18 protein-coding genes are annotated in these 22,513 nt (G+C 59.6%); 4 read left to right on the top strand and 14 right to left on the bottom strand.

Translation table 11 applies throughout. The features are described 5' to 3' along the window. Positions 1 to 25: 25 nt before the first annotated feature. The 8 genes from hutH to hutC form a co-directional block, all read right to left on the bottom strand. Positions 26 to 1,534, bottom strand: a complete 1,509-nt coding sequence (hutH, locus tag J1G33_RS09515; RefSeq protein ID WP_032878339.1) for a histidine ammonia-lyase — start codon at positions 1,532 to 1,534, stop codon at positions 26 to 28. Between the two features lie 121 nt (positions 1,535 to 1,655). Further along, positions 1,656 to 2,480 (bottom strand): glycine betaine/L-proline ABC transporter ATP-binding protein, encoded by an 825-nt coding sequence (locus J1G33_RS09520; RefSeq protein ID WP_050549364.1) that lies wholly within the window; start codon positions 2,478 to 2,480, stop codon positions 1,656 to 1,658. Next, positions 2,477 to 3,328 carry a proline/glycine betaine ABC transporter permease gene (locus J1G33_RS09525; RefSeq protein ID WP_032878340.1) on the bottom strand — a complete coding sequence of 284 codons (852 nt, stop codon included), beginning with the start codon at positions 3,326 to 3,328 and terminating at the stop codon, positions 2,477 to 2,479. Before J1G33_RS09525 ends, J1G33_RS09520 begins: the two co-directional genes overlap by 4 nt. A gap of 71 nt (positions 3,329 to 3,399) precedes the next feature. After that, positions 3,400 to 4,365, bottom strand: coding sequence for an ABC transporter substrate-binding protein (locus J1G33_RS09530; protein WP_148853046.1), 966 nt, complete (start codon positions 4,363 to 4,365; stop codon positions 3,400 to 3,402). A 69-nt stretch (positions 4,366 to 4,434) separates the two neighbouring features. Then, positions 4,435 to 5,880, bottom strand: a complete 1,446-nt coding sequence (locus J1G33_RS09535) for a cytosine permease (protein ID WP_103733952.1) — start codon at positions 5,878 to 5,880, stop codon at positions 4,435 to 4,437. 78 nt (positions 5,881 to 5,958) lie between these two features. After that, positions 5,959 to 7,629: a urocanate hydratase gene (hutU, locus tag J1G33_RS09540; RefSeq protein WP_032878345.1), complete on the bottom strand. Its 1,671-nt coding sequence runs from the start codon at positions 7,627 to 7,629 to the stop codon at positions 5,959 to 5,961. A 406-nt stretch (positions 7,630 to 8,035) separates the two neighbouring features. Continuing rightward, complete coding sequence (locus J1G33_RS09545; RefSeq protein WP_148853049.1) at positions 8,036 to 8,596, bottom strand: HutD family protein; 561 nt, start codon at positions 8,594 to 8,596, stop codon at positions 8,036 to 8,038. Then, the gene (hutC, locus tag J1G33_RS09550) at positions 8,593 to 9,303 is read right to left on the bottom strand and encodes a histidine utilization repressor (RefSeq protein ID WP_171905445.1); all 711 of its coding nucleotides are present in this window, start codon (positions 9,301 to 9,303) and stop codon (positions 8,593 to 8,595) included. Before hutC ends, J1G33_RS09545 begins: the two co-directional genes overlap by 4 nt. Before the next feature lie 147 nt (positions 9,304 to 9,450). Here hutC and J1G33_RS09555 point away from each other — a divergent pair, with 147 nt between their 5' ends. After that, positions 9,451 to 10,815, top strand: coding sequence for a formimidoylglutamate deiminase (locus tag J1G33_RS09555; protein ID WP_078820071.1), 1,365 nt, complete (start codon positions 9,451 to 9,453; stop codon positions 10,813 to 10,815). Positions 10,816 to 10,926: 111 nt separating this feature from the next. Here J1G33_RS09555 and J1G33_RS09560 read toward each other — a convergent pair whose 3' ends face one another. The 4 genes from J1G33_RS09560 to J1G33_RS09575 all read right to left on the bottom strand — a co-directional run bounded on the left by J1G33_RS09560 (position 10,927) and on the right by J1G33_RS09575 (position 15,602). Further along, entirely contained in the window at positions 10,927 to 11,496 is a 570-nt protein-coding gene (locus tag J1G33_RS09560) for a lipocalin family protein (RefSeq protein ID WP_032878349.1), read from the bottom strand. Between the two features lie 30 nt (positions 11,497 to 11,526). Next, on the bottom strand, positions 11,527 to 11,781 hold the full coding sequence (locus J1G33_RS09565) for a hypothetical protein (RefSeq protein ID WP_005783949.1): 255 nt from the start codon (positions 11,779 to 11,781) through the stop codon (positions 11,527 to 11,529). A gap of 176 nt (positions 11,782 to 11,957) precedes the next feature. After that, on the bottom strand, positions 11,958 to 12,968 hold the full coding sequence (locus J1G33_RS09570) for a class 1 fructose-bisphosphatase (protein WP_032878350.1): 1,011 nt from the start codon (positions 12,966 to 12,968) through the stop codon (positions 11,958 to 11,960). A gap of 183 nt (positions 12,969 to 13,151) precedes the next feature. Next, positions 13,152 to 15,602, bottom strand: a complete 2,451-nt coding sequence (locus J1G33_RS09575) for a glycogen/starch/alpha-glucan phosphorylase (RefSeq protein WP_032878352.1) — start codon at positions 15,600 to 15,602, stop codon at positions 13,152 to 13,154. A 237-nt stretch (positions 15,603 to 15,839) separates the two neighbouring features. Here J1G33_RS09575 and J1G33_RS09580 point away from each other — a divergent pair, with 237 nt between their 5' ends. Further along, on the top strand, positions 15,840 to 16,274 hold the full coding sequence (locus J1G33_RS09580) for a YkgJ family cysteine cluster protein (RefSeq protein WP_003187815.1): 435 nt from the start codon (positions 15,840 to 15,842) through the stop codon (positions 16,272 to 16,274). 193 nt (positions 16,275 to 16,467) lie between these two features. Here J1G33_RS09580 and typA read toward each other — a convergent pair whose 3' ends face one another. Together typA and thiI are read right to left on the bottom strand one after the other, a co-directional pair. Next, positions 16,468 to 18,288 carry a translational GTPase TypA gene (typA, locus tag J1G33_RS09585; protein WP_005783945.1) on the bottom strand — a complete coding sequence of 607 codons (1,821 nt, stop codon included), beginning with the start codon at positions 18,286 to 18,288 and terminating at the stop codon, positions 16,468 to 16,470. 139 nt (positions 18,289 to 18,427) lie between these two features. After that, a complete protein-coding gene (gene thiI / locus J1G33_RS09590) occupies positions 18,428 to 19,882 on the bottom strand; it encodes a tRNA uracil 4-sulfurtransferase ThiI (RefSeq protein WP_005783943.1) in 1,455 nt (484 codons plus the stop codon). Positions 19,883 to 20,216: 334 nt separating this feature from the next. On the opposite strand from thiI, the gene glnA reads away from it, so the two are divergent. Further along, positions 20,217 to 21,623, top strand: a complete 1,407-nt coding sequence (gene glnA, locus J1G33_RS09595) for a type I glutamate--ammonia ligase (RefSeq protein ID WP_005783941.1) — start codon at positions 20,217 to 20,219, stop codon at positions 21,621 to 21,623. Between the two features lie 205 nt (positions 21,624 to 21,828). Then, positions 21,829 to 22,365 (top strand): chorismate mutase, encoded by a 537-nt coding sequence (locus J1G33_RS09600; RefSeq protein WP_032878353.1) that lies wholly within the window; start codon positions 21,829 to 21,831, stop codon positions 22,363 to 22,365. The last annotated feature ends 148 nt before the right edge of the window (positions 22,366 to 22,513 follow it).

Raw genomic sequence — 22,513 nt, forward strand, 5'->3', positions numbered from 1 at the left:
CTCCTTGTGAATTATTCTTAAGTGTTCAGTGCAAATTCGGTAACGCAGTGTCTTTAAGCAACTGGGCAGCGGCGGCAATATCCGGCGCCAGCCAGCGGTCCTGCTCGTAAGCGGGGACCACTTCGCGCAGCAAGCGCCAGGCGTGGTCGGTACCGGCGCCCAAGCGCTGGTCCTTGAGGAACTCGAACGCCTGGGCCGCCAGCAAGTATTCGATGGCAAGAATCTGGGTGACGTTGGCCAATACCTGGTGCAGCTTGAGCGCGGCGTTGGTGCCCATGCTCAGGTGGTCTTCCTGCAGGCCCGAGGTGACGAAGTTGTCGAGCACCGCCGGTTGCGCCAACTGGCGGTTTTGCCCGCACAAGGACGCGGCGACGTACTGCACGATCATCATCCCGGAGTTGACCCCGGGGTTGCTGACCAGAAAGGCCGGCAAGCCGCTGACGTGCGGATTGATCAGGCGATCCAGGCGGCGCTCGGCCACCGAGCCGATTTCGGCCATGGCGATGGCGAGCATGTCGGCCGCCAGCGCCACGGACTGGCCGTGGGGGTTGGCCTGGGACACCACGCGGTAGCTGACCGGCGTGCCGAGCACCAAAGGGTTGTCGGTGGCGCTGTTGAGTTCGGTCTCGATCTGGCGCGTGGCGTGCTCCACCTGATCGCGGGCCGCGCCGTGGATCTGCGGGATCGAGCGAATGCTCAAGGCGTCCTGGGTGCGGATACCTTTGCTGCTGGCGATCACCTCACTGCCGTCGAGCAACGCACGCAGGTTGCTGCCCACTTGCTGCATACCCGGGTGCGGCTTGAGGGCGATGATTTCTTCGTCGAAGGCATCGATCTGGCCGCGCTGGGCTTCGAAACTCATGGCGCCGATCACGTCGGCCCATTGCAACAGGTGGTGCGCGTCGGCCAGGGCCAGGCAACTCAGGCCGGTCATGCACGGCGTGCCGTTGACCAGGCACAGGCCATCCTTGGCACCGAGTACCACGGGCTGCAAGCCTTCAGCCTGCAACGCGTATTGCGCCGTGACGATCCGGCCGCGGTAACTCACATTGCCGATGCCGAGCAAGGCCACACCGACATGGGCCATGTGGGTCAAATACCCCACCGAACCCTGGGATGGCACTTGCGGCGTGATGCCGTGATTGAGCAGCGCCAGCAACGCGTGCACCACCTGCGGGTGCAGGCCGGATTTACCGTGGCTGTAGTTGATGATTGCCGCGCACATGATCGCGCGGGTCTGCTCGTCGCTGAGCACCGGGCCGACGCCGCAGGCATGGCTGAGCAGCGTATTGCGCGACAGTTGGCTCAGTTGCCCGCCCTCAAGCGACACATTGCACAACGCGCCCAGGCCGGTGTTCACGCCATAGGCGCGCTCGCCGCTGGCGACGATGCGCTGCACGATGGCCTGGGCATTGTCGATGCGCGCCCAGGCGTGGCCCGAGAGTTCGAGCACTGCGCCGTGGCGAGCAACGGCGGCGACGTCCTGCCAGCGCATCGGGGCGTCGGCGATGATGATTTTGGTTGCCTGGGACATCGTTGACCTCTTCATATTCTCTAAACCTTTGGCGGCCTCATCGCGGGCAAGCCCGGCTCCCACATTTGAACTGTGTGAACCCAATCAAATGTGGGAGCTGGCTTGCCTGCGATGGCGTCCGTCAGACCACCGCCGCCCGCCGCTGAACAAACCGGTCCACATACTCATCCGCCGGCGAATGCAAAATCTCCCGCGGCGTGCCGACCTGGATCAACTTGCCGTCCTTGAGGATCGCAATGCGATTACCAATGCGCACGGCTTCGTCGAGGTCATGGGTGATAAACACGATGGTCTTGTGCAGGGTCTTTTGCAGCTCGAGCAACTGGTCCTGCATTTCGGCGCGGATCAGCGGGTCGAGGGCGCTGAAGGCTTCGTCCATCAGGATGATGTCGGTGTCTGCGGCCAAGGCGCGGGCCAGGCCCACTCGCTGGCGCATACCGCCGGAAAGCTGGTGTGGGTATTTGCTTTCGTAGCCCTTGAGCCCCACGGTTTCGATCCAGTGCAGGGCGCGCTCAGCGCATACCTGCTTGGTTTCACCGCGCACTTTGAGGCCGTAGGCGACGTTGTCGAGCACGCTCTTGTGGGGCAACAGGCCGAAGCTCTGGAACACCATGCTGATCTTGTGGCGACGGAATTGGCGCAGGGCTTCCATGTCCAGTTGCAGGATGTCTTCACCGTCCACCAGGATCGCGCCGCTGGTGGGATCGATCAGGCGGTTGAAGTGGCGCACCAGGGTGGACTTGCCGGAACCTGACAGGCCCATGATCACGAAGATCTCACCCGTGCCGATGCTCAGGGACAGATCGTTCACGCCGACCACGCAACCGGTCTCGGCCAGTACCTGATCCTTGGTCTTGCCCTGGCCGACCATCGCCAGGGCGTCCTTGGAACGGGCGCCGAAGATCTTGAAGACGTTCTTTACTTCGATTTTGCTGACAGTCGTCATTTGCTCGCCTCATGCCGTGGGCGGCCATAAGCCTGGGTAATGCGGTCGATGACCACTGCGAGAATCACGATCGCCAGCCCGGCTTCCAGGCCACGGCCGACGTTGAGGGTCTGGATGCCGACGAGCACGTCTTCACCCAAGCCGCGGGCGCCGATCATCGAGGCGATTACCACCATCGACAGCGCCATCATGGTGGTCTGGTTGATCCCGGCCATGATGCTCGGCAGCGCCAGCGGCAGTTGCACGCCGAACAGTTGCTGCCAGCGGTTGGCGCCAAAGGCGTTGATGGCTTCCATGACCTCGCCATCGACCTGGCGAATGCCCAGGTCCGTCAGGCGAATCAGCGGCGGCGCGGCGTAGATCACCGTGGCGAAAATCGCCGGCACCTTGCCCAGGCCGAACAACATCAGCACCGGGATCAGGTACACGAAGCTGGGCATGGTCTGCATGATGTCCAGCAGCGGCATCAGCACCGAACGCAGGCGATTGCTGCGCGCCGACAGGATGCCCAGGGGAATGCCGATCAGCACCGAGATCACCGTGGCGACCATCATCAGTGCCAGGGTTTGCATCAGCTTGTCCCACAGGCCAACCGCGCCCACCAGGAACAGCAAACCGACGATCACCGCTGTGGTCACCAGCTTGCGCGTGGCGTGCCAGGCGATGCCCCCGACAATGGCCAGCATCAGCCACCAGGGCGCCATGCGGAGCAGGCCTTCCAGGTTGACGATGGCCCATAGCAGGGTGTCGGAGATGTGCCGGAACACATCGCCGTAGTTGGTGACCAGCGAGTCCACCCAACCGTTGACCCAGTCGGCGATGGAAAACGTAAAACTCTCAGGAAACATATCGTGCTCTCGATCCAGTGGGTTGTGGCCAGCCGCTCGGCCACCCCTGAGGGTAGCCGTGCACACTTGACCTACAAGGCCGCTTCGATTTTCTTGGCTGCGTCGTCGCTCACCCAGGCGTGCCAAACTTCAGGATGTTCCTTGAGGAAAATTTTCGCCAGTTTCGGCGACTCGATTCGCTCCTTGGCCATGCGGCCGAGGTTCTGGTTGAGCAGGTCGATGGGCAGGTTGACCTTTTCCAGCACGGCCACCAGTTCTGGCGCTTGTTCGTGGAAGGTCTTGGACAGGCCGACCTTGATGCTTACGCTCTTATCCACGCCGGGCTTTTCTTCCAGCTTGACCAGGTCGACCTGGCCCATCAGCGGTGTCGGTGACCAGTAGTAGAACAGGATCGGTTCGCCGCGCTTGTAGCTCGACAGCACCGCCGCATCCAGCGCCGGGCCGGTGCCTGGGCGGAAGTTGGTGTAGGTGCTTTCCAGGCCGTAGCTCTTGAGCATTTCGCTGTTGTCCAGCTCACAGGTCCAGCCGGCCGGGCAGTTGTAGAAACGGCCCTTGGAGGGCTCTTCCTGGTCCTTGAACACCGAGGCGTATTTGGCCAGGTCGGCGATGTTTTTCAGGTCCGGGGCCTTGGCTTCCAGCTTGCGCTTGGCGTCGCCCTCGATCACATAACGCGGCACGTACCAGCCTTCCACCGCGCCGACCACCGGGGCACCTACGCCGACGACTTTGCCGGCCTTCTCGGCCTTGTTCCAGACTTCGCTGCGGCCTACCCACTCTTCGGCGAAGACCTGGATGTCGTTGCTACCCAAGGCGTTTTCCATGGTGATGGAGTTGCCTGGCAGGCTGTCGGTTTTGCAGTCGTAGCCTTTTTCCAGCACGGTTTGCAGGATGTCGGTGAGCAACATGCCACTTTCCCAATTCAGGCCGGCGAATTTCACCGGCTTGCCGGATTCGCACCAGCCGGCCGCCTGGGCGCCGGCGCTTGCCAGCAAGCCCGCTGAGAACAAGGTAGCCAGCAAGGTCTTATTCATAGTCATTGTTGTGACGCTCCCAATCATGAAATGGATTACGGCAGTCAGTAGGCGTCCTGCCCTGTCCACGTCCCATCAGGCTTGTGCAGCCAGCCCGTTTGTTGTGGGTAAAGCGCCCTGCTCTGTCGGCAGGATCAGGTGATCGGGTACCGTGCCGTGCCATTTTTTCGCACACACGTAATACAGGGCCGCCGGCAGTACCAGGCCGATGATCCAGGATATGTCCACGTTACCCAGCGCGGCCACCAAAGGGCCGGTGTAGAACTTGGTCGAGATGAACGGCAACTGCACCAGCACGCCGAAGACATAGACACTGATACCCAAGAGGTTCCAGCGGCCATAGCGACCGTTCGGGTCGGCCAGTGCCGGCACGTCATAGCGCTCGCGGGTGATGCAGTAGTAATCCACCAGGTTGATCGCGCTCCAGGGCGTGAAAAACGCCAGCAGGAACAGGATGAACGACTTGAACGCACCGAGGAACGAGTGCTGGCCAAGCAAGGCGATCAGGGTTGCCGTACCGACGATGGCGAGCACGAACACCAGGCGTTGCACACGCGTGACCTCCAGGCGACCACGAAAGCCGCTGATGATGGTCGCAATGCACATGAAGCTGCCGTAGGAGTTGAGCGTGGAGATGGTGACCTTGCCGAACGCGATGCTGAAGTACAGCAATGCAGCGGTGGCCCCCGTGCCGCTCAAGCCAACGATGTAGGCCACTTCATGCCCGGCAAATTGGCCATTGGACATGGCCGCAGCGAACACGCCGAGTACCATTGCCACCTGCGCGCCGATGACCGAACCCGCGCCAGCGGCGAGAAAGGTTTTCACCGACGACGTGTTGCTCGGCAGGTAACGAGAATAGTCCGCCACATAGGGGCCGAAAGCGATCTGCCAGGAGGCCGCAAGCGACACGGCCAAAAGAAAACTGCTCCAGCTGAAATGTCGGATTTGCAGGAGCGCGCCCACGTCGGTCTGGCTCATCAGGCGGCTGAACAGATACACAAAGGCAATCACGCCAATGACGCTGGCGACACGGCCAATGAAATGGATCACCCGATAACCCAGCACGGTGACCAGCACAATGACACTGGCGAAAATCAGGATACCGACGCTGTCGCTGACCCCGAACAACTGGCCCAGCGCCTGCCCCGACAACACGGTGCCGGTGGCGGTAAAACCCAGGTACATCAAGCACACCAGTACGATCGGGATAGCCGCACCATACACACCGAACTGCACCCGGCTGGAGATCATCTGCGGCAAACCAAGCTTGGGGCCTTGCGCCGCATGCAGCGCCATGACCCCGCCACCGATCAGTTGACCGACCAGCAGGCCGATCAACGACCAGAACACATCACCACCCAGCACCACGGCCAGGGCCCCGGTGACAATCGCGGTGATCTGCAGGTTGGCACCCATCCATAGGGTGAACTGGCTCAATAGACGACCGTGTCTTTCCGCTTCCGGGATGTAGTCGATCGAACGCCTTTCGATCAACGGGGTGGTGTCGTTTGCAGCCATGTTGTTCAACCTCTGATGGATTGTCTTGGGGTTGCCGCCGATCCAATGTGGGAGGGGGCTTGCCCCCTCCCACATGGGTCACTTGATCATCGGCAGGTTGAGGCCCTGCTCTTTGGCGCAATCGATAGCAATCTGATAACCGGCATCGGCATGACGCATCACCCCGGTCGCCGGGTCGTTATGCAGCACCCGCGCAATCCGCTCGGCCGCTTCATCGGTACCGTCGCAGACGATCACCATGCCTGAGTGCTGAGAGAAGCCCATGCCCACGCCACCACCGTGGTGCAGCGAGACCCAGGTCGCGCCGCTGGCGGTGTTGAGCAAGGCGTTGAGCAGTGGCCAGTCGGACACGGCATCGGAACCGTCCTGCATGGCCTCGGTTTCGCGGTTCGGGCTGGATACGGAACCGGAGTCCAGGTGGTCACGACCGATCACCACAGGGGCGGACAGCTCACCGCTGCGTACCATTTCGTTGAAGGCCAGGCCGAGCTTGGCGCGCTGGCCCAGGCCGACCCAGCAGATACGTGCCGGCAGGCCCTGGAAGCTGATGCGCTCGCGGGCCATGTCCAGCCAGTTGTGCAGGTGGGCGTCGTCCGGGATCAACTCTTTGACTTTGGCGTCGGTCTTGTAGATGTCTTGCGGGTCGCCAGACAGCGCCGCCCAGCGGAACGGGCCAATGCCACGGCAGAACAGCGGGCGGATGTAAGCCGGTACGAAACCCGGGAAGTCGAAGGCATTTTCCACGCCCTCTTCCTGGGCCATCTGGCGGATGTTATTGCCGTAGTCGAAGGTTGGGATGCCTTGCTTCTGGAATTCCAGCATGGCCTTGACGTGCACGGCCATGGACTGCTTGGCGGCCTTGATCACGGCAGCCGGCTCGGTTTTGGCGCGGGCGCGGTATTCGTCCCAGGTCCAGCCGGCCGGCAGGTAGCCGTTGAGCGGGTCGTGGGCGCTGGTCTGGTCGGTGACCATGTCCGGGCGCACGCCACGCTTGACCAGCTCTGGCAGAATTTCGGCGGCGTTGCCCAGCAGGGCGATGGAAATGGCCTTGCCTTCCTTGGTGTACTTGGCGATGCGCGCCAGGGCGTCATCGAGGTCGGTGGCTTGTTCGTCGACATAGCGGCTGGCCAGGCGGAAGTCGATGCTGACCTGTTGGCACTCGATATTCAGCGAGCAGGCGCCGGCCAGGGTCGCGGCCAACGGTTGCGCGCCGCCCATGCCGCCGAGGCCAGCGGTGAGGACCCAACGGCCCTGAAGGTTTGAATCGTAGTGCTGACGGCCAGCTTCGACGAAGGTTTCATAGGTGCCCTGGACGATGCCTTGGCTACCGATGTAGATCCAGCTGCCGGCGGTCATCTGGCCGTACATGGCCAGGCCCTTGGCATCCAGTTCGTTGAAGTGCTCCCAACTGGCCCAGTGTGGTACCAGGTTGGAGTTGGCGATCAGTACGCGCGGGGCGTTGCTGTGGGTCTTGAACACGCCGACCGGCTTGCCGGACTGCACCAGCAGGGTTTCGTCATCGTTCAAATGGGTGAGGCTCTCGACAATCTGGTCGTAACATTCCCAGTTGCGCGCCGCACGGCCAATACCGCCGTAAACCACGAGTTCCTTGGGGTTCTCGGCCACTTGTGGGTCGAGGTTGTTCATCAACATGCGCAGCGGCGCTTCAGTCAGCCAGCTTTTGGCGGTGAGCTTGTTACCGCGGGCGGCGCGGATTTCGACGTCACGGTATTTTGTAGACTTGGTCACTGCTAGGACTCCTCGGCGATCGATGCGCGAACATGGATGGTGCGAAGGAAGCTCTTACGCACACATCTTTACTTGTATGTACAAGCATATGCAATCGAGCGGCCAACTTTAGCCGGGAGTGGTTGGGATTTTTTTGCACGGGGCGTGCGAGCCTTGTAAATCAAGGCTTCAACGCTTGATGAAATTTCTTACGGAGGTTTTTTGCAGCAAGGGAAATTTGTCACGGCAGCGAAGCTTTGCATCACGCTGGGGCATTCGGTAACAAATTGGTGCGCGGGTTGGAAACAGATTTTGTGAACAATGCAAAAACAAATGTGGGAGCTGGCTTGCCTGCGATAACAGTGTGTCAGTCAGCACATCCTAGGCTGATACACCGCTATCGCAGGCAAGCCAGCTCCCACAGTTTTTAACCGAGTGCGGTCAATTCGATTACGCAGCTGCGGCCGCTGACCGAGATATCCAGCAAGCCAGTGTTACCGTCCACTTGCAGGCAATCGTGATGGCCGAGCTTCTCGCCCAACACCTTCACCTCATCCGCCACGCTGAACACCAACACCGTCTGCGCCGTGCTGAAAAACTGCTGCACACCATCCACCCACTGCAACCGTGCATGGTAACGCTCGGGCGAGTAGATCAGGTTGAAGTCGCGGATCGGCCCAGTGATCAAGCGGCAGGAAACCTGGCTTTCACCCTGGAACGCGAACGGCTGCAACGGTAACAAGCCGCGCTGCTCCTCGCCGTCCACGGTCAACACCATACCCGCGCCCTTGATCACCGTGATCACGCGCTGGTAACCGGCGAAGGTGGAAAAACCACCCGACTCGGCGATATCGGCAATCGACACACGCCAGCCAAATCCATCCAGGCCGATGCCGGCGTCGCGGCTGATTTCTTCGGTGCTGCCGCCACCGTTTTTCCACGGCATGCGCACGTAGTCGGCGGCGCGCCAGACCTTCACTGTACTCATTTGCTGAAACGTCCTTCCAGGCTGTGACGGGAACCGGGGTGGATCAATCGCGCAGCGGTTACCGGCTGGCGACCCGACCAGGTGCGACGGCGAATCAACAGGCACGGCTCGCTCGGCTCGATCTGCAACAGCTTGCACTCGGCTGCGTCGGCAAGGATCGCTTCGACCACATGCTCACCCTCGGTCAACGGCGCGACCTGGTTCAGATAGGCATAGGGGGTTTGCTGGGTGAAGTCCTGCTGCAAATATTGCGGCGCAACCAGGGCGTTGACGAAACGATCTTCGATTTGCACGGGAATATCGTTCTCGTAATGCACGATCAACGAGTGGAACACTCGCCCACCTTCACGCATTTCCAGGGCGACGGCGCGTTCGGAACCCGCGGCCTCTTCGCCCAGGGTGATGACCTGGCACGTGTGCCGATGCCCGCGGGAAGCGATTTCATCGGCAATGTTGTGCACTTCAAACAGCGCCGACTGGCTCTTCGGCTCGGCCACGAACGTACCCACGCCTTGCATGCGCACCAGCAGCCCTTCGGCGGTAAGCTCACGCAGGGCGCGGTTAATGGTCATGCGGCTGAAACCCAGCTGGCTGACCAGTTCGCTTTCCGACGGCACGCGGTAATGGGGCGGCCAGTTGCCGTTGAGGATCTGCTGACTGATCATCTGTTTGACGCGGGCATACAAGGGCGCCGGACTTTCGTCCATGTGGGCAGCCAGCGAAGACTTGGCAGGCGGAGTCGGCACGAGGAATCCTTGCAGGGGAAAAAGATGCATAGATTGCCGGAGTTTACCGAGCAGGCAAACGTCTGTATATGTATATACAAATAAACACACGACCGGGGTGCCTTGATCATGTCCGCCTTCTTTGCCGAACGCGCGCTGCTGCCTAATGGATGGGCCAACGATGTACGTCTTGAAGTCAGCGCCGATGGCCTGCTGACCCATGTTGAGCCCAATGCCAGTGCAGACGCTGCCGAACGGCTCAGGGGCCCAGTATTGGCGGGCATGCCAAACCTGCATTCCCATGCCTTCCAGCGCGCAATGGCAGGTCTGGCCGAAGTGGCCGGCAACCCCAATGACAGTTTCTGGACTTGGCGCGACCTGATGTACCGCATGGTCGGCAAGATCAACCCCGAGCAGTTACAGGTCATCGCCCGCCAGCTGTATATCGAAATGCTCAAGGCTGGGTACACCTCGGTGGCCGAGTTTCATTATGTGCATCACGATACCAACGGCCAGCCATATGCCGACCGTACGGAACTGTCACGCCAGATCAGCCTGGCAGCCGCCAGCAGCGGGATCGGCCTGACCTTGCTGCCGGTGCTCTATACCCACGCAGGTTTCGGTGGCCAGGCGCCGAATGAGGGGCAGCGCCGGTTTATCAATAGCACCGAGCACTACCTGGACCTGCAAGCGCGTTTGCAGCCGATCCTGGCGGCACAACCTGCGCAGCAACTGGGCCTGTGTTTCCACTCCCTGCGTGCGGTCACCCCCGAACAGATCCAGCAAGTGCTGGCGGCCAGTGACAAGACCTGCCCGGTGCATATCCATATCGCCGAGCAGCAAAAAGAAGTCGACGATTGCCTGGCCTGGAGCGGCAAGCGCCCGCTGCAATGGCTGTATGACAACGTTGAAGTGGACGAGCGCTGGTGCCTGGTGCACGCCACTCATGCCGATGCTGACGAAGTGACGCGCATGGCCAACAGCCGAGCGATTGCCGGTTTGTGCCTGACCACCGAAGCCAACCTGGGCGATGGGATTTTCCCGGCGGTGGATTTCCTTGCCCAGGGCGGACGCATGGGTATCGGCTCCGACAGCCATGTTTCACTGAGCGTGGTGGAGGAATTACGTTGGCTGGAATACGGCCAGCGTCTTCGCGATCAACGGCGTAATCGCCTGTATCGCAGTGATCAGCCAATGGTTGGCCGCACGCTGTTCGATGCTGCGCTGGATGGTGGCGCACAGGCGCTTGGCCAGCCGATCGGGCGGCTGGAAGTCGGCAAGCGGGCGGATTGGATTGTGCTGGACGGTAGCGACCCGTACCTGGCGACCGCCAGTGAGGATGGGATTCTCAATCGCTGGCTGTTTGCAGGTGGCGATCGCCAAGTGCGCGACGTGCTGGTCAATGGCAAATGGGTGGTGCGGGATGGGCATCATGCCGGCGAAGAAGACAGCAGCCTGGCATTCACCCAGGTCTTGAAGGCTTTGTTGGGCTAACGGCCAACACCTAACAAATGTGGGAGGGGGCTTGCTCCCGATAGCGGTGTGTCAGTATCAGATGTACTGGTTGACACACTGCATCGGGAGCAAGCCCCCTCCCACATTTGATTACTGCGAACTCTTGGCCATTTGTTTATCTGAAGTACGCCAGATCAACCGCGTAGTGTCATACCCCTGCTGTCGCGCCCTGCTCAACAGGTCTTCACGCGTCTCGGCACTCACCGTCGGCGTGCGCGACAGGATCCACATATAGCGCCGGCTCGGGCTGCCGACGATGGCGGTCTTGTAGTCATCGCTGACATACAGCACCCAGTAATCGCCCTTGGCAACGCCCGGCAACAGTGACGTAAACCAGTTATTGAATTCCACCCAGAGCTTGTCGGTTTTGCCGGGCACCTGTGGCGTGGCCGTGCCTTTGGCTTCTTGCCACTTCCATTCAGGCGTCAGGCAGCGGTTGAACACCGACATGTCGCCATCCGGCAGCAAGGTGTAACGCGCCTCGGACTGCGCGCAGTTGCGCTGGAAGTACATCGGCAATCGGGCCAACTCATACCAGGTGCCCTGGTAACGCTTGAGGTTGACGTTGGTTGCCGTCTTGGGTTGCAGATCATCGCCAGAATGGCTGGCGCAGCCCGCCAAAAACAGGCTGGCGCAAAGGAACAAAACAAAACGCATCATTCTTCTTCTCCCGCAGGCTCGCGCCCCGGTTTACTTCAGGCCTTGCCCGGAAAACATCAGAACTTTGTCACCGGCGTACTGCACGCTGATAAAGCTGTTTTTATCGCCCCAGGTGCAGCTGGACATGCCCAGCGCACCGGAACAATCGGTCGGCTTACCCAGCAACGACTCCACCTCGGCCTTGGCCATGCCAGCCGACAGTTTCTGGTAGTTTTCTTGAGTGACCTTGCTGCAAGCGGCTAACAGCACGCAAAAAGTCAGCAGGGCGAGACGGCGTAAAGACATGGAAAAGCTCCTGGAGAGACAAAGCAGCTGGGGTATCTGCCAGAAGCTTAGAAGGGAAAAGGGGTGTCTGGTTCCCGACGAGCGAAAACAAAAAAGCCCCGAAAACGCTGAAACGTTTCGGGGCTTCTTCAAGGGTGAACGGCCTCACAACACAGTGGATAACTTATCGCCGTGTATTACTTCTTGTGGTAGCTGGTCACACGCTCAACTTCTTCCTTGGAACCCAGGAACACCGCCACACGCTGGTGCAAACCTTCAGGCTGGATGTCGAGGATGCGCTGGTGGCCATCGGTGGACGCACCGCCTGCCTGCTCAACCAGGAACGACATCGGGTTGGCTTCGTACATCAGGCGCAGTTTGCCCGGCTTGGACGGCTCGCGGCTGTCGCGTGGGTACATGAACAGGCCACCACGGGTCAGGATGCGGTGCACATCGGCAACCATCGCAGCGACCCAGCGCATATTGAAGTTCTTCTTCAACGGGCCTTCTTCGCCTTCCATCAACTCGTTGACGTAGCGTTTCACCGGTTCTTCCCAGTGACGCTGGTTAGACATGTTGATGGCGAATTCCTGGGTAGAAGCAGGAATCGAAATGTCTTCGTGGGTCAGCACGAAGCTGCCCATTTCGCGGTCCAGCGTGAAGCCTTTGACGCCATCACCCAGGGTCAGCACCAGCATTGTCTGCGGGCCGTAGATGGCATAACCGGCAGCGACCTGCTCGGTGCCCGGCTGCAGGAAGGCCTTTTCGTTCAGGGCTTCGTTCTGGCTCAGGTATTCATTCGGGCAACGCAGTACCGAGAAGATGGTGCCGACCGGTGCATTGATGTCGATGTTGGAAGAACCGTCCAGTGGGTCGAATACCAGCAGGTAAGCGCCTTTCGGGTACTTGCCAGGGATCTGGTAGGCATTGTCCATTTCTTCGGACGCCATGCCGGCCAGGTGACCGCCCCATTCGTTGGCTTCGAGCAGGATTTCATTGGAGAGTACGTCGAGCTTCTTCTGCACTTCACCTTGGACGTTTTCAGTGCCCATGCTGCCCAGGACGCCGCCCAGTGCGCCTTTGGAAACGGCGTGGCTGATTTCCTTGCAAGCACGCGCCACCACTTCGATAAGGAAGCGCAGATCGGCAGGCGTGTTGTTGCTGCGGGTCTGCTCGATCAAATAGCGACTCAGGGTAACGCGGGACATGGAAGGCTCCGGAGAATGGGGGGCTGAAAACCCGCGCAGTTTAACGCGAGTCGAGGGTTATTTCCTCTAATCAGAGGATTTAACGCCAATAGAGTTCACGACCTGGCTCCACGACCCTCTCCAACATCGCAGAACCCATGTGGGAAGGGGCTTGCCACCTCCCACATTTTTTAACCGCAGTGGTCAGTCGAGGGCTTTCCAGATCTCGGTGGCGTACTCGCGGATGGTCCGGTCCGAGCTGAACCAGCCCATGCGCGCGGTATTGAGCACCGCCGAACGCCACCATTCCTTGGAATCGTGCCAGTGGGCTTCGACCCGCGCCTGGGCGTCCCAGTAGGAATCAAAGTCGGCACACACCAGGAAACGGTCGTAGTCGATCAGCCCATCGATCAGGCCCACATAGCGCCCCGGATCATCCGGCGAGAACACCCCGCCACGGATCGCTTGCAACACGTCGTTCAAGCGATGGGACGCGGCGATGTCCGGCCCGGCGTTGAACTCACCGGCGTGCTTGCGGGCTTCCACCTGCTGGGCACTGAGGCCGAAGATAAACATGTGCTCGGCGCCGACCCGCTCGTGCATCTCCACGTTGGCGCCGTCCATGGTGCCGATGGTCAGCGCGCCGTTGAGGCCGAACTTCATGTTGCTGGTACCCGAGGCCTCGAAGCCGGCAGTGGAAATCTGCTCCGACAAGTCCGCCGCCGGAATAATGCTCTCCGCCAGGCTGACGTTGTAGTTGGGCAGGAACACCACTTTGAGCAGACCGCGCACGGTCGGGTCGTTGTTGACGGTACGGGCGATGTCGTTGGTCAGCTTGATGATCAGCTTGGCCTGGTGGTAGCTGGCTGCAGCCTTGCCGGCGAAGATTTTCACCCGTGGCACCCAGTCGGTGCCCGGCTCGGCGCGGATCGCCTGGTACAGCGCCACGGTGTGCAGCAGGTTGAGCAGTTGGCGCTTGTACTCATGAATGCGCTTGACCTGCACATCGAACATCGCCGCCGGGTTGATCGCGATACCCAGGCGCTCATGGATGATCTGGGCCAGTGCACGCTTGCTGTGCAGGCGCTGTTCAGCGAAGGACTTGCGGAAAGCCTGCTTCTCGGCGAACGGCTCCAATTCGATCAAACGCTGCTCGGGCTGGTCGAGAATATCCGGCCCCAGGGCTTCCACCAGCATATCGGTCAGCTTGGGGTTGGCCTGGTACAACCAGCGGCGGAAGGTGATGCCGTTGGTTTTGTTGTTGATGCGCTCGGGATACAGCTTGTGCAGCTCGGAGAACACCGTGCTGCGCATCAACTGGGTATGCAGGCCCGATACACCGTTGACGCTATGGGAGCCGAGGAATGCCAGGTTGCCCATGCGCACGCGGCGGCCGTTGTCCTCTTCGATCAGCGAGACGGCGCGCAGTACGTCGAAGTCGTGGATGCCCTTGGCGCGCAGCGAGTCGATGTGTTGGGCGTTGATCAGGTAGATGATCTGCATGTGCCGGGGCAACATGCGCTCCATCAGACCTACGGGCCAGGTTTCCAGTGCTTCGGGCAGCAAGGTGTGGTTGGTGTACGACAGGGTTTCGACGGTGACATCCCACGCGGCTTCCCACGGCACGTCATGCAGGTCGACCAGTTGGCGCATCAGCTCGGCCACGGCGATGGACGGATGGGTGTCGTTGAGCTGGATCGCGGCGTGTTCGCCCAGGCTCAGCACCGAACCGTGCATGTTCTTGTGGCGGCGCAGCAAATCCTGCAAGGACGCCGAAACGAAGAAGTACTCCTGGCGCAGGCGCAGTTCCTGCCCCGCTTCAGTGCTGTCGGCCGGGTAAAGCACGCGAGAGATGCTTTCGGCACGGGCCACCTCGGCGACGGCGCCCAAGTGGTCACCGGCATTGAAGCGCTCCAGGTGCAAGTCTTCCACTGCCCGTGCACGCCAAAGGCGCAGGGTGTTGACGCTGGCGCCACGCCAGCCGACTACCGGGGTGTCATAGGCAACAGCCCTGACAGTTTCGTTGGGCGACCACACCTGGATCATCTTGCCGGAGGCGTCCGCCAGGGTTTCGACGCTGCCGCCAAAGCCGATCGGGTAAATCACTTCGGCGCGTTCGAACTCCCAAGGGTTACCAAAATCCAGCCAGCGTTCGGTCTGCTCCTGCTGCCAGCCATCAACGATGGCCTGGCGGAACAAGCCGTGCTCATAGCGAATGCCATAGCCATGCCCGGCAATCCCCAAGGTCGACATGCTTTCCATAAAGCACGCCGCCAGACGGCCCAGGCCACCATTGCCGAGCGCCGCGTCGGGCTCAAGCAGGCGGATGCGCTCCAGATCGACGCCCAACTCCGACAGCGCTTCACGGGCGATCTCCAACACGCCCAGATTGCTCAGGCTGTCGTACAACAGACGGCCAATGAGAAATTCCAGCGAGAGGTAATAAACGCGCTTCTGGCCTTTGCGATAAATACGCCGCGTGTGGTCCATCCAGTGATCGACCATCTGGTCGCGGGCGGCCAGGGCAATGGCTTCGAACCAGTCATGGTCAAAGGCGTGATCCGGGTCTTTGCCCACCGCGTAGGTGAGTTTGATCAAGACAGCATCGCGGAATGCGGCTACCTCTGCTTCTCGTGCAAGCGGTTCCTGAGACATCGGTGCGACCTCGGGCGAGATTGAAGGAGTTGCTAGAGCCTAGTCGGTCTGACAGACGGTAGACGTGCTGGTTCGGCAGTTTTTTAACTCATTCACCATTGGCTGAATTTGATGCAGGGGTCGTGCCCGATCAGGCCGCGGCAAAGCCTTTGAGCTGAAACCTGCAAAATATTGTTCAAAAAACCACCAATCCCGGTATGATCCCGCGCCCGTATACCGCCCCACCCTGGAACCCTGATGAAGCCTCAACTGATCGCCGCCGCGGAACTCGACCGTCTCGAAACGTGGCAGAAATATTCCGCCCACATGTGCGGCGGCTGCGTGTCCAGCTGTTGCACCCTGCCGGTTGAGGTGAAGATCAAGGACCTGATCCGCATTGGCATCGTCGACGAGTTCGAGCGCGGCGACCCGCCAAAGAACATCGCCAAGCGCTTGCAGAAGGAAGGCATCGTCGAGCGCTACAACAACAAATCCGAGATTTTTACCCTACAGCGCATGAGCAACAACGACTGCCTGTATCTGGATCGTAAGACGCGCTTCTGCACTATTTATGACAAGCGCCCGGATACTTGCCGCAACCACCCGAAAATCGGGCCGCGGCCGGGGTATTGCGCTTACAAGCCCAAGGAAGTGGTACGCGAGACCAACTTCAAGACTCTCGATAAATTCTGACTCGGGTTTTGTAGTGTTCTGAAGGGCCTCATCGGGGGCAAGCCCCCTCCCACATTTTGATTTGGGAACACATTCAACTGTGGGAGCTGGCTTGCCTGCGATGGAGCCAGTAAAGACGACACACAAACTGCGGGCACAAAAAAACGCCCCCGGCCTTTCGACCGGGGGCGTTTTTCATTCAGCCTGAGTTAACTCAGTTCTTGGCTTTCTTGGCAGCGCGGGTACGCTCGCCTTCGTCCAGGATCTTCTTACGCAGGCGGATCGACTTAGGCGTGACTTCGCACAGCTCGTCGTCCTGGATGAATTCCAGGGCCTGTTCCAGGGTGAAGCGAACAGGTGGAACCAGAGCGATGGTTTCGTCTTTGCCCGAAGCACGCATGTTGTCGAGCTTCTTGCCTTTGGTTGGGTTGACGCCCATGTCGTTGTCACGGCTGTTCAGACCAACGATCTGGCCGTTGTAGATCTCTTGACCGTGTTCAACGAACAGCTTGCCACGCGCCTGGAGGGTTTCCAGGGAGTAGGTCAGCGCCTTGCCGGTTTCTACCGATACCAGAACACCGTTCTGACGGCCGGACATGTCGCCGGACTTCATGGTGTCGTAGCGATCGAAGATCGAGGTCAGGATGCCAGCACCGTTGGTCAGGGTCAGGAACTGGTTACGGAAACCGATCAGACCGCGAGCAGGGATGTTGTATTCCAGACGTACACGGCCTTTGCCATCCGGCACCATGTTGGTCAGGTCGCCCTTACGCAGGCCCATCTCTTCCATGACCTTGCCCTGGGATTCTTCAGGGGTGTCGATGGTGACGTTTTCGAACGGTTCCTGCTTCACGCCGTCAACAGTACGGATGATCACTTCCGGACGACCAACACCCATTTCGAAGCCTTCGCGACGCATGGTTTCGATCAGTACCGAGAGGTGCAGCTCACCACGGCCGGAGACCTTGAACTTGTCAGCCGAGTCGCCTTCTTCAACGCGCAGGGCAACGTTGTACAGCAGCTCCTTGTCCAGACGCTCCTTGATGTTACGGGAGGTCACGAACTTGCCTTCTTTACCGCAGAACGGCGAGTCGTTTACCTGGAAGGTCATGGAAACGGTTGGCTCGTCAACGGTCAGAGGCTTCATCGCCTCAACGTTGTCCGGCTGGCACAGGGTGTCGGAGATGAACAGCGAGTCCATGCCGCTTACGCATACGATGTCGCCAGCGAAAGCTTCTTCAACGTCGATACGGTGCAGACCGTGGTGACCCATCAGCTTCAGGATACGACCGTTACGCTTCTTGCCGTCGGCGCCGATAGCGACAACCGGGGTGTTCGGCTTGACGCTACCACGAGCGATACGGCCAACGCCGATAACACCCAGGAAGCTGTTGTAGTCCAGTGCCGAGATTTGCATCTGGAACGGGCCGTCACGGTCAACTTTCGGCGCGGGTACGTTGTCGACGATCGACTGGTACAGCGGGGTCATGTCTTCAGCCATGTCGGTGTGGTCAAGACCAGCAATACCGTTCAGGGCCGAGGCGTAGATGACCTGGAAGTCCAGCTGTTCTTCGGTGGCACCCAGGTTGTCAAACAGGTCGAAGATCTGGTCCAGAACCCAGTCCGGACGCGCGCCTGGACGGTCAACCTTGTTGATGCACACGATCGGACGCAGGCCGGCTTCGAAAGCCTTCTTGGTCACGAAACGGGTTTGCGGCATAGGGCCGTCTTGAGCGTCAACCAGCAGCAGAACGGAGTCAACCATCGACATTACGCGTTCTACTTCGCCGCCGAAGTCGGCGTGGCCCGGGGTATCCACGATGTTGATGTGGTAGCCGTTCCAGTTGATGGCGGTGTTTTTTGCCAGGATGGTAATACCGCGCTCTTTTTCCTGGTCGTTGGAGTCCATCACGCGCTCGTCGTTGAGCTCGTTGCGCTCCAGGGTGCCGGATTGACGCAGGAGTTTGTCTACCAGGGTGGTTTTACCATGGTCAACGTGAGCAATGATGGCGATGTTACGTAGATTTTCGATCACTTGTGTATCTCGATCAGAGGATTCGGTGTGCTGACAGGTCGTGGCAGCGATTAACAGTAGAGTCAGGCCTTGCCGTTACAGCTTGACGGCAGAGTCGGGGGGCCGGTGACGCAGGCCACAGGCAAACAGCCCCGGGCTCTTAGCTCGGTCGATAAACGCGCACATTGGCATGCCCCTCACTGAGCAAATGGTGGGCATGCAGGCGACTCATCACGCCTTTGTCGCAATACAACAGGTACTGACGGCTGTTATCCAGTTCCTTGAAACGCGCGTTCAGTGCGTAGAACGGCAGCGTTTGCACGTCGATGCCGGCGATTTCCAGCGGCTCATCCTCAGCGGCATCCGGGTGACGGATGTCGATGACGATCTGGCCGGCCAGGGCTTCGCTGACTTCTTCGATTTTTACATCCTGGCCCAACTCGTCGATCACCCGATCGATTGGGACCAGCTTGGCGTTCTCGAGCGCACGCTCCAGAATCGCCATGTCGAATTCTTTCTCTTCATGCTCCACGCGGTGACGCTTGGCGTGGGTCTTGGGGTTCACCGAGATGACCCCACAGTACTCGGGCATGTGCTTGGCAAAGTCGGCGGTGCCGATTTGCTCTGCCAGGTCGATGATGTCCTGCTTGTGGCTGGCGATCAGCGGGCGCAACACCAGCTTCTCGGTGACGCAGTCGATGATCGACAGGTTTGGCAGCGTCTGGCTGGACACCTGGGAAATCGCCTCGCCGGTCACCAGCGCGTCGATCTGCAATTGATCGGCGATTCGGGACGCGGCGCGCAACATCATACGCTTCAATACCACGCCCATATGACTGTTATCGACTTTGCCGAGAATTTCGCCCAGCACTTCCTCGAACGGCACGCTTACAAATAGCACGCGCTGGGAGCTGCCGTACTTCTTCCAGATAAAGTGCGCAACTTCCATCACGCCCAATTCATGGGCACGCCCGCCCAGGTTAAAGAAGCAGAAGTGGCTCATCAGGCCGCGGCGCATGATCTGGTAGGCCGCCACCGTGGAATCGAAACCGCCGGACATCAATACCAGGGTCTGTTCCAGGGCGCCCAGCGGGTAGCCGCCGATGCTGTTGTGCTGGCTGTGGATCACAAACAACCGTTGGTCGCGAATTTCCATGCGCACTTCAATTTGCGGCGCTTTAAGGGAAATTCCAGCTGCGCCGCACTCGCGACGCAGCTTGCTGCCGACGTATTTCTCGACATCCATGGAGCTGAAGGTGTGCTTGCCGGCACGCTTGCAGCGCACCGAAAAAATCTTCCCTTCAAGTGCACTGCCGTAGTGCTGCTTGCACTTTTCGGTGATGTCGTCGAAGTCGCCCAGCGGGTACTCATCCACCTGCAGGAAATGCGCGATGCCCGGCATGCAGCTCAGGCGCTCGGTCATGTCCTTCAAGGCTTTGGCGTCGGTAATGCGGGTTTCCAGCTCGAGGTTGTCCCACACACCGTTCACCACCACAGCCGGGTCCAGGTCACGGAGCACGGCACGGATGTTCTTGGCCAACTGACGGATGAAACGCGTCCGTACCGGTCGGCTTTTGATGGTGATCTCGGGGAAGACTTTAACGATTAATTTCATGGAAACAGCGCGCGCCGGGCCTGCTGAAAAAGGGGGGCGCGGATTATAGCGGAAATCGCTCAAGGTTTAACCAGTTAATATGCATCGAACGTGCAACGCACCAAAACGGGTCATTTACACAAATAAACGCTACATTGCAGTGCGCTATTTCTCGCGCTTTGGCCTATTGCACCGCTATAGGGGCCATTTTGAGGCAAAAAGACCATGTTGGCGCACTGGCATGTAATTTGCTCTCTTGTGAGGCAGGTTGCCTTGGCGGAGTATCCGCGCCGGCATCACCCACATTCTAAGGGCTAACTCCACTACCCAAGCCCGAAGCCACCCGGAGGACACCATGTCGAAGTCGGTTCAACTCATCAAAGATCATGACGTTAAATGGATTGATCTGCGCTTCACGGACACAAAAGGCACTCAGCACCACGTGACCATGCCGGCTCGCGACGCGCTGGATGATGCTTTCTTCGAAGAAGGCAAAATGTTCGACGGTTCCTCCATCGCCGGCTGGAAAGGCATTGAAGCTTCCGACATGATCCTGATGCCGGACGACAGCACTGCCGTGCTGGACCCGTTCACCGAAGAGCCGACCCTGATCCTGGTCTGCGACGTGATCGAGCCGTCGACCATGCAAGGCTACGACCGCGACCCACGTGCGATCGCCAAGCGTGCCGAGGAATACCTGAAGTCCACCGGTATTGGTGACACTGTATTCGTGGGCCCGGAGCCAGAGTTCTTCATCTTCGACCAGGTGAAGTTCAAGTCCGACATCTCCGGCTCCATGTTCAAGATCTACTCCGAACAAGGTTCGTGGATGTCCGACCAGGACGTAGAAGGCGGCAACCATGGCCACCGTCCAGGCATCAAAGGCGGCTACTTCCCGGTTCCACCGTTCGACCACGACCACGAAATCCGTACCTCCATGTGCAACGCCATGGAAGACATGGGCCTGGTCATCGAAGTGCATCACCACGAAGTGGCGACTGCCGGCCAGAACGAAATCGGCGTGAAGTTCAACACCCTGGTGGCCAAGGCTGACGAAGTTCAGACGCTGAAGTACTGCGTACACAACACTGCCGTCGCTTACGGCCGTACCGCTACCTTCATGCCCAAGCCTCTGTACGGCGATAACGGTTCGGGTATGCACGTTCACCTGTCCATCGCCAAAGAAGGCAAGAACACCTTCGCAGGTGAAGGTTATGCCGGCCTGTCCGACACCGCCCTGTACTTCATCGGCGGCATCATCAAGCACGGTAAGGCCCTGAACGGCTTCACCAACCCGTCGACCAACTCCTACAAGCGTCTGGTCCCAGGTTTCGAAGCTCCGGTAATGCTGGCCTACTCTGCGCGTAACCGCTCTGCCTCGATCCGTATTCCTTACGTGTCCAGCCCGCGCGCTCGCCGTATCGAAGCTCGCTTCCCGGACCCGGCTGCCAACCCATACCTGGCCTTCGCTGCACTGGTCATGGCCGGCCTGGACGGTATCCAGAACAAGATCCACCCTGGCGACGCCGCCGACAAGAACTTGTACGACCTGCCGCCTGAAGAGGCCAAAGAGATCCCACAAGTGTGCGGCAGCCTGAAAGAAGCCCTGGAAGAGCTGGACAAGGGCCGTGCGTTCCTGACCAAAGGCGGCGTGTTCAGCGACGACTTCATCGACGCTTACATCGCCCTGAAAAGCGAAGAAGAAATCAAGGTGCGCACCTTCGTACACCCACTGGAATACGAGCTGTACTACAGCTGCTGATCCGGTAGCGTTGCTAAGGTAGCGTGATGAAAAAGACCTCCTTCGGGAGGTCTTTTTTTTGCCTGGGCGTTATGCAGCTTCAAATCTGCAAACCCAATCAAAAAGGTGGGAGGGGGCTTGCTCCCGATGGCAGAGTGTCAGGCAATATGTGTGTTACTGACACACCGCCATAGGGAGCAAGCCCCCTCCCACAAGGAGATCTGCGTTGAAACATAAATTCGTGTTCGCCCTGCTGTTCGTCAGCGCCGGTGTTTACGCCGCCCCACCTACCTTGGAGCCACTGCTCAACAGCATCGCCGAACGCCTGGAGATTGCCGATCAGGTGGCCTTGAGCAAATGGGACAGCCACAAACCCGTCGAAGACAAAAACCGCGAGCAGGAAGTGATCGCCAGCGTCGTCGCCCAAGCCCCGAGCTACAAGCTTGACCCGGCCGCTGCCGAGCAGTTTTTCTCGGCACAGATCGAAGCGAACAAACTGGTGCAATACACCCACCTGTCCGACTGGCAGTTCCAGGGCAAAGCCCCAGACGAGCCGCGCCCGGACCTGATCAAGCAGATTCGCCCGCAGCTGGATGAGCTGCAAAAACGCCTGCTGCAACAACTGGCCGACTTCACCCCGCACCGTGCCGATCCACAGTGCCCCCAATGGCTGGCCACCGCCGTGCATGAGCCGCTGAATGATCCGCTGCGCCAACTGGCAATGATCCGCGCCACCGCCGAACTCTGCATCTACAAAGGTTAATGACTGCAAACAAGGTAAAAATGTGGGAGCAAGCCCCCTCCCACATTTGGACTGTATGCATTCAGGGCCATCTCTGGCAGCTTCCTGAACAACCTTCACAAAACCGCACTATATTGGTGCGATAGGTTGCACCCTTACTCCAGCCACA

The sequence above is a fragment of the Pseudomonas sp. P867 genome, from assembly GCF_019891455.1.
Classification (GTDB): domain Bacteria; phylum Pseudomonadota; class Gammaproteobacteria; order Pseudomonadales; family Pseudomonadaceae; genus Aquipseudomonas; species Aquipseudomonas synxantha_A.

Coding starts and splice junctions, on each gene's coding strand:
- J1G33_RS09520 (WP_050549364.1), bottom strand. CDS start 2,480: ATGACGACTGTCAGCAAAATCGAAGTAAAGAACGTCTTCAAGATCTTC.
- hutH (WP_032878339.1), bottom strand. CDS start 1,534: ATGTCCCAGGCAACCAAAATCATCATCGCCGACGCCCCGATGCGCTGG.
- J1G33_RS09535 (WP_103733952.1), bottom strand. CDS start 5,880: ATGGCTGCAAACGACACCACCCCGTTGATCGAAAGGCGTTCGATCGAC.
- J1G33_RS09525 (WP_032878340.1), bottom strand. CDS start 3,328: ATGTTTCCTGAGAGTTTTACGTTTTCCATCGCCGACTGGGTCAACGGT.
- thiI (WP_005783943.1), bottom strand. CDS start 19,882: ATGAAATTAATCGTTAAAGTCTTCCCCGAGATCACCATCAAAAGCCGA.
- J1G33_RS09575 (WP_032878352.1), bottom strand. CDS start 15,602: ATGTCTCAGGAACCGCTTGCACGAGAAGCAGAGGTAGCCGCATTCCGC.
- hutC (WP_171905445.1), bottom strand. CDS start 9,303: ATGGACGAAAGTCCGGCGCCCTTGTATGCCCGCGTCAAACAGATGATC.
- J1G33_RS09560 (WP_032878349.1), bottom strand. CDS start 11,496: ATGATGCGTTTTGTTTTGTTCCTTTGCGCCAGCCTGTTTTTGGCGGGC.
- J1G33_RS09545 (WP_148853049.1), bottom strand. CDS start 8,596: ATGAGTACAGTGAAGGTCTGGCGCGCCGCCGACTACGTGCGCATGCCG.
- J1G33_RS09570 (WP_032878350.1), bottom strand. CDS start 12,968: ATGTCCCGCGTTACCCTGAGTCGCTATTTGATCGAGCAGACCCGCAGC.
- glnA (WP_005783941.1), top strand. CDS start 20,217: ATGTCGAAGTCGGTTCAACTCATCAAAGATCATGACGTTAAATGGATT.
- J1G33_RS09580 (WP_003187815.1), top strand. CDS start 15,840: ATGAAGCCTCAACTGATCGCCGCCGCGGAACTCGACCGTCTCGAAACG.
- J1G33_RS09555 (WP_078820071.1), top strand. CDS start 9,451: ATGTCCGCCTTCTTTGCCGAACGCGCGCTGCTGCCTAATGGATGGGCC.
- J1G33_RS09565 (WP_005783949.1), bottom strand. CDS start 11,781: ATGTCTTTACGCCGTCTCGCCCTGCTGACTTTTTGCGTGCTGTTAGCC.
- J1G33_RS09530 (WP_148853046.1), bottom strand. CDS start 4,365: ATGACTATGAATAAGACCTTGCTGGCTACCTTGTTCTCAGCGGGCTTG.